We start from the raw sequence: 13,441 nt of genomic DNA, 5'->3' as shown, positions 1-13,441 counted from the left end.
TAACCCTTGTTTTTTATTATAGCAAATAAATGTTACTAATTTATGACAGAAAAAGATCTCAAAACTGTCTAATAGACCAGTTTTGAGATCTTACCATTAGAAAAACACGTTCCGTTTAATCTACTAGCATTTATGCAATTCCCGCGCTTGTTCGGCCACAGCAACCACCTCGTCAAGCGTCGCTCCGATCGATGCTTGAACCGTAGCCGCAATAGCCCCTTCCACAAAAGGCGCATCAGCAATTCTGACTTTTTCCCGAATCGCTTCTTCCAAGAACTCTAGGGCCGTTTCACTGCTTAACACAGCACTGCCTAAATCAGCCAAAATAACGACGCCATCGCCGCTATAAGCCGCTGTGACAGCCTGAGAAATCCGCACAGCATCCGTACCAATCGCCCCATCTTCCAAACCGCCTGCCGCCATAATTTTAACGTCTTGTCCGCCCATTTGCGACGCTAATTCCAACAGGCCTTCCGCAATCTTATGATGATGGGAAACGAGCACAATACCAACCATAATTACCCCTCCTGCCCCTTGGCAAACTTAGCCAACGCTTCTAGGATTAAAGTGGCGGAAGTTGCTCCCGGATCTTGATGACCGAGACTTCTTTCCCCTAAATAACTGGCCCGCCCCTTCGTAGCAATGATGGTTTTCGTATATTCTACGCCTGCTTTCGCGGCCACCACCGCTTTATCCAAAGCAACGCTCAGCGCTTCGTTCGCTTCCATTGCCGCAGTAAAAGCTTCATAGGCTGGTTCTAAGGCATCAATCATGGTCTTTTCGCCGCGTTGCGCTTTACCACGATCTTTAATTCCCTGAATGGCCGCTTGCAGCATACTTGCCACGTCTTTACTGTCAAGCGCCGCCTTCCCCTGGCTTGCTGCTGCAGCGCGCAGGCAGGCTGTACCGTAGAGCGGACCAGATGCGCCGCCTACGGTAGAAATCAGCGTCATCCCTAGTTGCTTTAGAGTGCTGCCAATATCGACCGGCGCTGCAGCCTGTTGGAATTTATCGATTACGGCAGAAAAACCACGGGCCATATTGAGGCCATGATCGCCGTCACCAATAGCAGAATCAAGATCTGTCAGATATTCTTTATTCGCAATAATTACTTCGCCTACTGCGACAATTGCTGCAACGATTTGGCTCACACCAATCGCCTCCTCTTAGAATTGCACCCAGGCAGGCGTATCAGCCGGCGCTAGGAGCAGTGATTTTAATTCTGCATCCAATTTTAATAAAGTGATGGAAAACCCTGCCATCTCCAAAGAAGTCATGTAGTTGCCTACATAAGTTTTTGCTACTTTAATCTGCTTATCAGCCAACGTAGCAGCCACTTTTCGGTTTGCTACATATAATTCCATAAGCGGCGTACCACCGAGACCATTTACGAGAACAGCAACCTCATCGCCTGCGGCCAGCGGCAGGTCCGCAAAAATCTTATCAAGGAGCTGCGTTGTAATTTCATCAGCTGAGCGAATTTCTTCGCGATGCGTGCCTGGTTCGCCGTGAATCCCCATACCAATTTCGATTTCCTGTTCGCCTAACACAAAGCTCGGTTTTCCCGCAGCAGGTACCGTACAAGGCGCTAGAGCCATCCCCATCGACCGTACATTGGCGATGACTTTTTCGGCAACAGCCTTTACTTCTGTTAAACTGCCGCCCGCTTCCGCTTTCGCTCCGGCAATTTTATGAACAAGCAGTGTTCCAGCAATACCGCGTCGCCCCGTTGTCCACGTACTATTTTCTACGGCTACATCATCATTGACGACAACTTGTTCGAGCTCAATGCCGTCAGCTTGCGCCAATTCTGCCGCCATTTCAAAATTCAGCACATCACCAGTATAATTTTTTATGACAAGCAGTACGCCTTTGCCGCCATTAACTGCCTTCACAGCTTCATAAATTTGATCTGGCGTCGGTGATGTAAATACAGCACCCGCCACAGCGCCATCAAGCATCCCTTTCCCAACAAAGCCGCCGTGAGCCGGTTCATGACCGCTCCCGCCGCCGCTGACTAAAGCAACTTTCGGCTGAGGGGCTGCCGCACGAACAATAACATCAAACCCTGGCACTCTCTTAACATACTGCGGATGGGCTGCAACCATTCCCTCCAGCATTTCCTCTACAACATTTTCAGGCACATTAATGATTTTTTTCATACATAAAACCCTCCTCATAAAATTCAATTGTGAAAAGAGAATCTGTTCATAAAAAACCTAATAACCCCTGTGAATAGACCTTATTACTAGTTGTAAATATTTCACATCGGCAATAAAAGTTCCTGCCAGAGAACGCAAACCGCAAAATATCTAAAGAAAGCAGCAAGGATTTATCAGTTTTCGCGATAGCTCCTTGCTGCGGTTCGATGAAATGCTTCGTTTATAGGCGAAACCGACTTACGGCACTTTGCAATTCTTGGGCCAAATGGGCTAAGGAACGGCTGGCTGACGCAACATCTTCCATCGAAGCAAGCTGTTCCTCCGACGCAGCGGAAACGCCCTGAGCTTCACTGGCAGTAGTATCACTAAAACTGTCAATTCGCTGTACTGCTCCCACAACATTTTGACTGCTTGCCGCCATCTGTTCCACCGCAGCGGAAATGTCCTGAATCTGGCCTGATACATGAGTAACAAGATCAGCAATTTCCCGAAAAGCACTCCCTGCTTCATCTACAACAGCAGCCCCAGTTTTGACTTCTCGCGTACCATGCTCCATCGCGATAACCGCTTTGTCCGTGTCCCCCTGGATTTCTTGAATTAAATCGGCAATCTTCTTCGCCGCTTCTTGGGACTGTTCCGCCAGTTTCCGCACTTCTTCGGCTACGACAGCAAAACCGCGGCCCTGCTCCCCGGCTCTAGCCGCCTCAATGGCGGCATTGAGCGCCAAAAGATTCGTTTGACCAGCAATCCCCGAGATCGCATCGACAATCTGGCCAATTTCTTTGGAGCGTTCGCCTAATTTAGCTACCACTTGGGCGGAAGTATTGACGGTTGTCTCAATTTGCACCATTTGCGAAACTGCTTTATCGACAGCTTTGCCGCCCATTTGCGCTCGGTCGGCGCTCTGGGCCGATTGTTCAGCTACTGAAGTAATTTTCACAGCAATATGATCAATCCCTTCCGACAACTGACTAATATGTTCGGTGGCCTCACCAACATAACGCCGCTGCTCAGCAGCGCCGCTCGCTACATCGATCATAGAATGTGCTACCTGATTCGCCGCCGTAGCTGATTGCTCAGCGCTTGCTGTTAATTCTTCCGAAGAAGAAGCTACATGGTCGGCCGATGCTGATATCTTCCGCAGCATCGTTCGCATGGATTGCACCATCTGATCCATAGCCCGCGCCATATCAGCCACTTCATCTTTGCCGCGTAAAAAAGCCTCAGGAACCGTAATACTGTAGTCGCCAGATGAAATCGTATTGAGATCCTGTACCGCCAGTTTAATCGGTCCTGCTACCTTACGCGTAATGACTACGGCGATAACGACGCTGCTGATAAAGGCAATAAGTAAAAAGATCAGGATAATCATTTTGGCTCGTTCCATTTGGTCTTGGCTAATATCAAAAGTCTTATTAATTTGTTGTTCGCGAAATTTAATATATTCTTGGTACTTGTCGCTCAACTTGCTAGCTGCCGGTGCTAGCTCCGTATTCATGAGCGCGATTACTTCTTCTTTTTTCCCAGCTTGTTGCAACGGCACTAGCTTTTCCATAACAATCTTTTCATATTGATCAGACAAAGTCATGATCTCCTGAGAATACTTTTTGCCTTGCGGTGTCTTCGCATTCGCTTCAAGCTCTTTCACAATAGTATCCGCATCGTTGTTCAACCCTTTAAACTCTTGAATATATTTACCATCATTGGTAATAACATAACCCCGTAATGCCGTGATTTGTCTAGCGCCAAGCAGTGCTGCGTGATTCGTTTGGAGCAAGCGCGGCAGCGTCTCATCTTGAAGTTCATCACTTGAATGCCGGATTTGCTGCAGTAAGTACCAACTGATTCCACCAGAAATAGCCATCAAGAAAACAACCACTAAAAATCCTGTTGCTATTTTCGCCCCTATTTTCATTTTCTGGCTGGCAAATGACCAGCACTCCACCTACCCTTCTTTTATTTAGCGCTTTATCCCGATTTTCCCACTGACCATTTCGATTTTTTACGACAAAACACCTCTATTTATCTCAAAATTTTCTCTATTTTTATGAAAGTGCATTTCATTTTTTAATTTAGGCAATAAAAAAATCGTCCTACCAGAAACAACAGAAGAAAAATTCCGCAACTGCCGCCTCCAATAGGACGAAAAAGTTTCCCAAATTATACGAATTGTACTAGATCGAGCAATTAAATTGGATTCTCCTCTACTTCAGTAAAATTACTTAGAATTGCTTCGTTTAAAGACGGAATCGACTTACGGCGCTTTGCAAGTCCTGAGCCAAATGAGCTAAAGAACGGCTGGCTGACGCCACATCTTCCATGGAAGCGAGCTGTTCCTCTGAAGCGGCTGACACGCCCTGGGCCTCGCTAGCCGTAGTATCGCTAAAGCTATCAATCCTCTGCACTGCTCCCACAACATTTTGACTGCTCGCCGCCATCTGTTCGACAGCGGCGGAAATATCCTGGATCTGACCTGATACATGCGTAACAAGATCAGCAATTTCTCGAAAGGCGCTCCCGGCTTCACCGACAACAGCGGCCCCAGTTTTGACTTCCCGCGTACCATGTTCCATGGCGATAACCGCTTTGTCTGTATCACCCTGGATTTCCTGGATTAAATCGGCAATCTTCTTCGCCGCTTCTTGGGACTGTTCCGCTAATTTCCGCACTTCTTCAGCTACTACAGCAAAGCCGCGCCCTTGTTCCCCGGCTCTCGCCGCCTCAATAGCGGCATTGAGCGCCAAGAGATTTGTTTGACCGGCAATCCCCGAGATCGCATCGACAATCTGTCCGATCTCTTTCGAACGTTCGCCTAGCTTAGCAACTACTTGGGCCGAAGTATTGACGGTTGTTTCAATTTGCACCATTTGCGAAACGGCTTTATCAACAGCCTTACCGCCTGCTTGCGCCCGATCGGCGCTCTGGGCCGATTGTTCCGCTACTGACGTAATTTTCACAGCTATATGATCAATGCCTTCAGATAGCTGGCTAATATGCTCAGTGGCCTCACCGACATAACGCCGCTGCTCTGACGCGCCACTAGCAACATCTACCATGGAATGCGCTACCTGATTGGCCGCCGTAGCCGATTGTTCAGCGCTTGCGGTTAATTCTTCTGATGAAGAAGCCACATGATCAGCTGAAGCTGAAATCTTGCGCAGCATAGTTCGCATGGATTGCACCATCTGATCCATCGCCCTGGCCATATCAGCCACTTCATCTTTACCGCGTAAAAAGGCCTCGGGAATCGTAACACTGTAGTCTCCAGACGAAATTGTATTAAGATCTTGTACCGCTACTTTAATCGGACCCGCTACCTTACGCGTAATGACTACAGCGATAACGATACTACTAATAAACGCAATAAGTAAAAAGATCAGGATAATTATTTTGGCTTGTTCCATTTGATCCTGACTGGCATCAAGGGTATCATTGATTTGTTTCTCGCGAAATTTAATATATTCCTGATACTTTTCGCTCATCTTACTAGCAGTTGGCGCGAGTTCCGTGCTCATGAGTGTGATTACTTCGTCTTTTCTGCCTGCCTTTTGGAGCGGCACTAGCTTTTCCATAATAATCTTTTCATATTGATCAGCTAAAGCCATAACCTCCTGGGCATATTTTTTCCCTTGCGGTGTAATCGACTTAGCCACAAGTTCTGCTTGAATCGCATCGGCTTCCTTATTCAAATCTTTATATTCTTGCAAAAACTTTTCATCACTCGTAATAACATAGCCTCGTAATGCGGCAACCTGCCTCGCGCCAAGCATTGCTGCATAATTTGTTTTTGCCATCAACGGCAGTGTCACATCTTGAATATCATCACTCGAATGCCGGATTTGCTGCAATAAATACCAACTGATTCCACCAGAAACAGCCATTAAGAGAACAACTACTAAAAACCCTGTTGCTATTTTCGCCCCTATTTTCATTTTCCGGCTGGCAAATTACCAGCACTCCACCTTCCCTTCTTTTATTTAGCTCCTTATCCCTATTTTCCCATTTGGTTATTTCGTCATTTTACGACAAATTACCTCTATTTTTTCAAAAAATCTTTATTTTTAGAAAGTCGCATTTTGCCTTGCAATCTGGGTTGGATTTAGGCAATAAAAAACGCCCTACCAGAAAAAGCAGAAGAGAAATCTCACTGCTTTCTTCGATAGGGCGAGAAAGTTTTCCTAATTATACGAATTGTACTAGGTCTAGCAATTAAATCTCATTTTTCTCAACTTCAGCAAAATCGACTAAAATCGCTTCCGAAGGTTCCTCATCGAACAAACTAACCACATAAATCGTCAGACAAGACAAGAGAAAACCAGGAACAATTTCATAGAGACCAAACCAAGCAAACTGTTTCCAAATTAAAACAGTTACACCGCCGACAATCATACCAGCCAATGCGCCATTGCGCGTCATACGCCGCCAAAATAGCGATATGATTAAGACTGGACCAAAAGCGGCCCCAAAACCAGCCCAGGCATAAGCAACCATATTTAACACAAAATTGTCAGGATCAAGGCCAAGCACAATCGCCAGCAGCGATACACCGACTACAGTAAGGCGGCTAACCCAGACAAGCTCTTTTTCTGAAGCATTTTTCCTGAGCAACGCTTTGTAGAAGTCTTGTGATACCGCCGAAGCCGTAACAAGCAGTTGCGACGAAGCCGTACTCATTACGGCAGCGAGAACAGCGGAGAGAATCAACCCGGCAAAGAACGAGGAAAATAATTCATGAGTCATTACCATAAATACCGTTTCCACGGCGGAGCCTTCTAACGGCTGCTGCAAATAAACCCGCCCGACCATGCCGACAAGCACCGCGGCAATCAAGGAAAAAATGACCCAGGTCATGGCAATATTCGTAGCCCGCTGAATTTCTCCCGATGAACGAATCGCCATAAACCGCACTAAGATATGAGGCTGGCCAAAATAACCAAGGCCCCAGGCAAGTAACGAAATAATTTCGATTGCTGAAAGCATCTGCCCATCAGGTTTCGTAAAAGGATTAAACATTTCGGGATTAAGCGTATTTAAAGCTTGCGTTGTAGCCGCTGGCCCGCCGAGAAAACAAGCAGCAGTGACAGGTACAGCAATAATGGCAAAAAACATCATCACCCCTTGGACAAAATCAGTCCAGCATACAGCCATAAAACCGCCAAGAAAGGTGTAAAAAACAACAACAAGAGCGCCAAGTACCATCGCCGTAATATAAGGAAGGCCAAAGACTGTTTGAAACAACTTGCCGCCAGCAACAAAACCAGAGGAAGTATAAATCAAAAAGAAAATTAAAATAAATAAAGCCGAAGCAATCCGTAAAATCTGCGATTTATCATGAAAACGATTTTCAAAGTAGTCCGGTAAGGTTAAAGAGTCATTGGCAATCTGCGTATACTGCCGCAGTCGTTTAGCCACAAACTGCCAATTGATCCAGGTACCTAACATCAATCCCAACGCAATCCAACCGGCCTGAACCCCGGCGACATAGGCATAGCCGGGAAGCCCCATGAGCATCCAGCCACTCATATCAGAAGCCTCAGCACTCATCGAAGTCACCCAAGCGCCAAGCTGCCTGCCTCCCAAAATATAATCTGACATACTTTGTTCCTTGCGCCAATGATAAATGCCGATAGCCAGCATCACGAGAATATAAAGCGCAAAAGCGGCAAAAATTCCGCCGTTTTGTTCAATCATAGCTCTTTCTCTCCTTCATAGATCGTGTTTTGAAAAATAAGTCCATTTATAAAGTATACTGGTAAACTTCGTTTACAGCAACAGGGCAAAAAAACCCCCTCTGATCCAGAGGGGGTTCATCATAGCCACATCGTCAATAAACAACCAATGATTACGACGCACCAGGGAGGTACTCGCCAGAACTGAAGGAGTCCGAAACAAAGTATCGCTACAGTAAAATCGACTGCGTTGTTTATTGCCGATGTCCAAACCGGATCATACAGCGCGGCAAACAGTATACCTACGACTGCCGCATTGATTGACCACAACGCCGCTTGGAGACTTGGCTTGGTTCGTAAAGTATCCCAAAAAGGTACAACACCAATAACGAAAAGGAAAGATGGCAAGAATATGGCAACTGTTGTAAAAACAGCGCCTAGCCAGCCACCCATAACCGCCCCAAGGTAGGCGGCGAATGTAAACAGCGGCCCTGGTACAGCTTGTGTCAAGCCATAACCAGTTAAAAATTGGCCTCGTTCCACCCATCCCACGGGAACCACTTCCTTTTCGAGTAGCGGCAAGACAACATGGCCGCCACCGAAAACGAGCGAGCCAATCCTAAAAAAACTATCAAAAATACCAAGCCACTCATTTCCGGTGACTTGTCGTAATATGGGCAAGCCAACAAGCATAGCTGCCAATATAACTAGCGCTATAATTCCGCTTTTTTTTGAGAGGGGAAAAGACAGAGTCTGGTCATTGGTCACAACTCCAGGCTTTTTAAGCAAAGTACCAACGAAGCCTGCAGCTACGATAATCCCTACTTGAATCAACGCATTCGGCCAAAGCAACGTGATTGCTGCCGCAATCATAGCTATTGTGGCTCTGGTTTTATCAGGCGCTAGTTTAGCACCCATGCTCCATACCGCTTGGGCAACAACAGCTACGGCAATAATCTTTAGTCCATGTACCCAGGCTAATTGGGCTGTGTCCATATCGTGCAACCCATAATAGGCAAGTACGAGAACAAATGCGGAGGGAACTGTAAAGCCAAACCACGCAATCATGCCTCCAAGTATGCCGCCACGGTGAATTCCAATTGCTATACCGACTTGACTGCTTGCCGGTCCAGGGAGAAATTGACACAAAGCAACCAAATCACTATAAAGTTCTTCACTAATCCACTTACGTTTTTTTACATATTCGGCGTGAAAATAGCCAAGATGCGCAATGGGCCCGCCAAATGAAGTAAGACCTAAATAAAGCGAGACCATGAGTATTTCTTGCAATCGTCTGAAGCAACTCTTATTCTCATCCATGTCTAACCTCTAGTTTCATTATCGTTCGATAATGAGGAATCGGTTGTACCAAGCTGCAATAATTTTGTGGCAGGCAAAACATCGCTTTGAAACTCCGTGAGGTATTTCCAGTAACGCTGCGGCATTTGGCTGCGCCGACAAAGCGGATTGTGCCGTTCTTTGATTTCAATTGTTTCATAGAAAAGCTGCCACAATTGGCGAAATTTCACTTCTTCAGCATCTGCCTCTGGCATAGTAAAATCAGCAATAGGCAAAATCTGAGCCCGATACGCTTCATAGATAAGCCCCATCTGATGCGTTCGATCATAAATGAAAAACCGTTCTTCTGGATAGCGACTGCGAAAATGCGTTACAAGCAACGGCAATACAAAGTTTTTTGGTTCAATTTCAGCGACAAGGGCTTCCGCAAATATAGAAAACCGAATAAACCCTTTAAATAAATGGCTTTCTCGTTCTAAAAACCGTACTGCTTTTACCAGCTTGTCAACACAATCTTCGGTCAGCTGATTCATAATAGTAGGACCGACGCGATAGCCAAGGCGTAAAAAATGGAGAATGGCTAATTCCTTTTGGGGCAGACACGTCAGAAAGGCTTTTTGAATCAGCTCTAGCGCTTCTTTCCCGATTTTTTGCGGAATCGAGCGATACACGCGCTGCGCCTTTTCCTCATCTGTCGCGATTGCTTCAATTGGAAATAGCAGCGTCACCGCTTGATCAGGCGGCAAAATATCGATAGGAATCTCTTTACGGTCATAACTGGCAAAAACACAACATAAGAGCCCTTCAAAAGTACCGTCATATTGATAAACAGGCGCTTCTGCTACCATAATGCTGTCGCCTCCAACTGCCTCACTTTATCGGTCAAACCGCTAGGCAGCTTGATCGATGAAGCTGTAAGTACGCTTTGTTCCACCGCCTCAGGAAATAACGATAGCTGCGTGGACTGTTCGTTACCGGGCTTGTCTTGCAACAACCGCAGTTCCTTTACTGATAGGAGCGACTGTAGCATCGCCTGCTCTGATTTGATCATACCCGCAAAAGTCTTGCCGCGGCAAGTAATAAAATACTGCGCCCGTTTTAAGACGACGCCCAGCTTCTTTACGCCTTCAAATGTCAGTGAACCACTGCGTCTGGCCCGAATGATTCGTTTAGCGCTCAAGACGCCAATCCCCGGTACGCGCAGTAATTCTTCATAAGCGGCCCGATTGATTTCTACCGGGAAAAACTCGGGATGATGAAGCGCCCAACTGCATTTGGGGTCCATCGTCGGATCAAAACTTTGCCGCGTTTGATCAAGTAGTTCTGTGGCCTGAAAACCATAAAAACGCAGCAGCCAGTCAGCCTGATAGAGCCGATGCTCTCTTAAGAGCGGCGGCGCATCAAGGGCAGGCAGCAGACTATCTTGAGCTACAGGTATGTACGCCGAAAAAAAGACCCGCTTCAATTTATAGGTTTTATAGAGACTTTCCGTTAAGTGCAAAATCTGAAAATCCGTATCAGCTGTAGCGCCGATAATCATTTGGGTACTCTGCCCCGCTGGGGCGAATTTCGGCGCATGACGATATTTTACGAGATCGCGGGAGTTTTCTTGCCGCTTTCCCGTTATAAACCCCATAGGTTTTAAAATAGAATGCTTCGATTTATCAGGCGCGAGCAGCGCCAAGCTCTTTTGCGACGGCAGTTCAATATTAACGCTCATACGATCTGCCAAGAGCCCTAGTTGTTCGATCAGGCGGCTGTCAGCGCCAGGAATAGCCTTTGCATGAATATAGCCAGCAAAGCGATACTCCTGGCGTAAAATTTTAAGCGTAGCAATGAGCTGTTCACAAGTATAATCAGGATTTTTAAACACGCCAGAACTTAGAAAAAGTCCCTCAATATAGTTACGGCGATAAAAACTAATTGTGAGATCTGCTAATTCCCGCGGCGAAAAGGCGGCGCGATCTGTCTCATTGGAACGACGGTTAATACAATATTTACAATCATAAATACAAATATTGGTCATAAGCACTTTTAACAACGAAACACAGCGACCGTCAGCGGCAAAAGTATGGCAGATTCCACAGGCAGCGGCGCTGCCAATGCCGCCCTTGCCTGCCTGTTTATCCACACCACTTGACGTACAAGCCACATCATATTTCGCCGCATCCGTTAAAATCTTCAGCTTTTCAAAAACATCCACTTTGATCAGCTCCCTTACTTCTTATCATTATAATACAGAACATATGTTCTTGCAAAGAAGCAAAAATAAAGCGAGTACCTAAACGAGATACTCGCATGCTGACATAGCGATTAAAGCAGATCAAGCAGTTTTGCCGGATTGATTTTAGTCATTTGATCAATGTCCACCTGAGAGACGCCGGACTGTACAAAAAAGTCAATATGCTCAGCCAACGCTTCACTCCACAGCGGATTTTCCGTCTGTCCGCCATCGGTAGCCAGAATCGTCGATTCATAACCGATTGCAGCAACAGCTTCCAGATTGATCGCAAAGTTTTTCCGATACCCTTCACCAGGCGGTCTTGTGGCATAACACCGTTCAAAAAACACGCCATACTGCGCTAATTCTTTCTGCTGCGCTAGCGACATATTAATAGACCACCATTCCGGGTGATTCACAATGATTTTTTGAACGCCTAGTTGTTTCGCTGTTTCCACAACGATAAGCGTTTCTTCTGGCGCTAAATGGCCTGTGCCTAACACAATATTATGTTCGGCAATCAGCTTCAATACAGCAAGCAGTTCTGGGGTTACCTTACGATCTACTACGGAAGTAACGCCGCCGCTTTTCCCTTGCAGCCGTTTTTCATGAGATGAATCGGCTGTAGGCAGCCAAATAATTTTAGCGCCCATCTTGATAGCAACCTCAACGGCTGCCGGATTGATACCGCCCACATACGAATTTAACGTGAGCCCGCCAAAAACACGAATTCCTGGCACCACATACTCAGCAATACTGGCTCGATCCATCGTCGGCACAAGATGTGACTTAATCACGATCGCTTTTGCCCCTACCCGCAAAGCTTCACGAGCCAATTCAATATCATTAAGTCTTCTAAGACGTACGTCAGGATTCGTATGAATATGCGTATCAATTACGCCCTGAAGTAACTCCTCGGAAAAGGGTTTTACACTATTTCCCATTGTCTTCCTCCCTTTTTAGATTTGACTGAAATTCTTTTATTTTTTTCGAATATTCTTGTTGTTTTTCGTTCTCAATTATATAATAATTCTATATATATAAACAAATACATAATTTCTAATAAGCCCTATAGTTTTAATTTATACATAGTGAAAGAAGGCGCTGCACTACAATGACGGAACGTGAACTTCTTTACGTAAAAACAGTAGCTGATGAAAAAAGTCTGTCGAAAGCGGCCAAAAAACTGTTTTTAACCCAGCCATCCCTGAGTGTCTGTATGCAAAAAATCGAAACAAACCTTGGAATCAAACTCTTTAAGCGCACAAGCAAAGGACTTTTACTGACATTTGCTGGCGAAAGATACTATCAAATGGCCACTGATATTTTAAAAATCTATAATGATTTTGAAATTGAAGTGAGTGATATCAACAATTTGAAAAAGGGCCGAATGACCATTGGCATTACCGTGTATTTGGCTACTTATATGCTACCGCTGGTGTTGCCCGCTTTTAAACAAAAATGTCCAAATATCGAAATATTTATCATTGAAAAAAATTCTACCGAGCTTGATAAATCTCTCGCGTCAGGTGAAATCGACTTTGCGATCATGCATACTTTTCCTTTTAATGAACATGCCAATAATATCAATACTAAAATTCACCCTTTATTTAAAGATCCACTCGTGCTGGTAACCAAACCAAATCATCCGCTGCGACAATATGCAATACCCAAGAATGACTTGGAATTTCCCCAGATCGATCTCACCTTATTTGCCCAAGAGCCCTTCATTATGCTGCACCAAGAACAAAAAATCCGGCAAGTCACTGATTTAATCTTGCAGAAAGCAGCGATTACGCCGACCATCGCCTTAACGACTAAAAGCTACGAAACGGCGAGAAGACTCGCTTGCGAAGGCCTTGGCATAACCTTAGTTCCCCGCCAATACCTCGATATTTTTCCTAGTACCTTTCATCCTGATTACTATCACATTGAGGAAAAATATTCTCCCTACTGGACCATGTGTGTCGCCGTACAAAAAGACGCCTATATTTCCCGGGCGGCACGGCTATTTATCAGCATGATCACTGAACAATTTCATTTCACACCAGTAAATTTGAATCATTCTTTCGAATAAAAACTAAAACACC

General features: G+C 45.5%; 11 protein-coding genes. 1 reads left to right on the top strand and 10 read right to left on the bottom strand.

Features of this window, described 5'->3' with window-relative positions; translation table 11 throughout:
• Positions 1 to 123: 123 nt before the first annotated feature.
• The 10 genes from dhaM to AC0NJP_RS11715 all read right to left on the bottom strand — a co-directional run bounded on the left by dhaM (position 124) and on the right by AC0NJP_RS11715 (position 12,295).
• Positions 124 to 516, bottom strand: a complete 393-nt coding sequence (gene dhaM, locus AC0NJP_RS11760) for a dihydroxyacetone kinase phosphoryl donor subunit DhaM (RefSeq protein WP_474038860.1) — start codon at positions 514 to 516, stop codon at positions 124 to 126.
• Positions 517 to 518: 2 nt separating this feature from the next.
• Complete coding sequence (gene dhaL / locus AC0NJP_RS11755; RefSeq protein WP_474699908.1) at positions 519 to 1,151, bottom strand: dihydroxyacetone kinase subunit DhaL; 633 nt, start codon at positions 1,149 to 1,151, stop codon at positions 519 to 521.
• A 15-nt stretch (positions 1,152 to 1,166) separates the two neighbouring features.
• Positions 1,167 to 2,162, bottom strand: coding sequence for a dihydroxyacetone kinase subunit DhaK (dhaK, locus tag AC0NJP_RS11750; RefSeq protein WP_474699907.1), 996 nt, complete (start codon positions 2,160 to 2,162; stop codon positions 1,167 to 1,169).
• A 220-nt stretch (positions 2,163 to 2,382) separates the two neighbouring features.
• Complete coding sequence (locus AC0NJP_RS11745) at positions 2,383 to 4,107, bottom strand: methyl-accepting chemotaxis protein (protein WP_474699906.1); 1,725 nt, start codon at positions 4,105 to 4,107, stop codon at positions 2,383 to 2,385.
• Between the two features lie 292 nt (positions 4,108 to 4,399).
• The gene (locus tag AC0NJP_RS11740) at positions 4,400 to 6,094 is read right to left on the bottom strand and encodes a methyl-accepting chemotaxis protein (protein WP_474699905.1); all 1,695 of its coding nucleotides are present in this window, start codon (positions 6,092 to 6,094) and stop codon (positions 4,400 to 4,402) included.
• Positions 6,095 to 6,371: 277 nt separating this feature from the next.
• Entirely contained in the window at positions 6,372 to 7,853 is a 1,482-nt protein-coding gene (gene putP, locus AC0NJP_RS11735) for a sodium/proline symporter PutP (RefSeq protein ID WP_474699904.1), read from the bottom strand.
• A gap of 119 nt (positions 7,854 to 7,972) precedes the next feature.
• On the bottom strand, positions 7,973 to 9,151 hold the full coding sequence (gene chrA, locus AC0NJP_RS11730; protein WP_474699903.1) for a chromate efflux transporter: 1,179 nt from the start codon (positions 9,149 to 9,151) through the stop codon (positions 7,973 to 7,975).
• Positions 9,152 to 9,153: 2 nt separating this feature from the next.
• Positions 9,154 to 9,978, bottom strand: coding sequence for a TIGR03915 family putative DNA repair protein (locus tag AC0NJP_RS11725; protein ID WP_474699902.1), 825 nt, complete (start codon positions 9,976 to 9,978; stop codon positions 9,154 to 9,156).
• Positions 9,972 to 11,333, bottom strand: a complete 1,362-nt coding sequence (locus AC0NJP_RS11720) for a putative DNA modification/repair radical SAM protein (RefSeq protein WP_474699901.1) — start codon at positions 11,331 to 11,333, stop codon at positions 9,972 to 9,974. The genes AC0NJP_RS11725 and AC0NJP_RS11720 overlap by 7 nt, the downstream gene beginning before the upstream one ends.
• A 110-nt stretch (positions 11,334 to 11,443) precedes the next feature.
• Positions 11,444 to 12,295, bottom strand: a complete 852-nt coding sequence (locus AC0NJP_RS11715; protein WP_474699900.1) for a DUF6282 family protein — start codon at positions 12,293 to 12,295, stop codon at positions 11,444 to 11,446.
• Between the two features lie 170 nt (positions 12,296 to 12,465).
• On the opposite strand from AC0NJP_RS11715, the gene AC0NJP_RS11710 reads away from it, so the two are divergent.
• Positions 12,466 to 13,428 carry a LysR family transcriptional regulator gene (locus AC0NJP_RS11710; RefSeq protein WP_474699899.1) on the top strand — a complete coding sequence of 321 codons (963 nt, stop codon included), beginning with the start codon at positions 12,466 to 12,468 and terminating at the stop codon, positions 13,426 to 13,428.
• Positions 13,429 to 13,441 lie beyond the last annotated feature (13 nt).

The organism is Pelorhabdus sp. sgz311002, from assembly GCF_056134285.1.
This window is presented reverse-complemented; position numbering and strand designations above follow the sequence as displayed.

Coding starts and splice junctions, on each gene's coding strand:
- dhaM (WP_474038860.1), bottom strand. CDS start 516: ATGGTTGGTATTGTGCTCGTTTCCCATCATCATAAGATTGCGGAAGGC.
- dhaK (WP_474699907.1), bottom strand. CDS start 2,162: ATGAAAAAAATCATTAATGTGCCTGAAAATGTTGTAGAGGAAATGCTG.
- AC0NJP_RS11740 (WP_474699905.1), bottom strand. CDS start 6,094: ATGAAAATAGGGGCGAAAATAGCAACAGGGTTTTTAGTAGTTGTTCTC.
- putP (WP_474699904.1), bottom strand. CDS start 7,853: ATGATTGAACAAAACGGCGGAATTTTTGCCGCTTTTGCGCTTTATATT.
- chrA (WP_474699903.1), bottom strand. CDS start 9,151: ATGGATGAGAATAAGAGTTGCTTCAGACGATTGCAAGAAATACTCATG.
- AC0NJP_RS11725 (WP_474699902.1), bottom strand. CDS start 9,978: ATGGTAGCAGAAGCGCCTGTTTATCAATATGACGGTACTTTTGAAGGG.
- AC0NJP_RS11715 (WP_474699900.1), bottom strand. CDS start 12,295: ATGGGAAATAGTGTAAAACCCTTTTCCGAGGAGTTACTTCAGGGCGTA.
- AC0NJP_RS11710 (WP_474699899.1), top strand. CDS start 12,466: ATGACGGAACGTGAACTTCTTTACGTAAAAACAGTAGCTGATGAAAAA.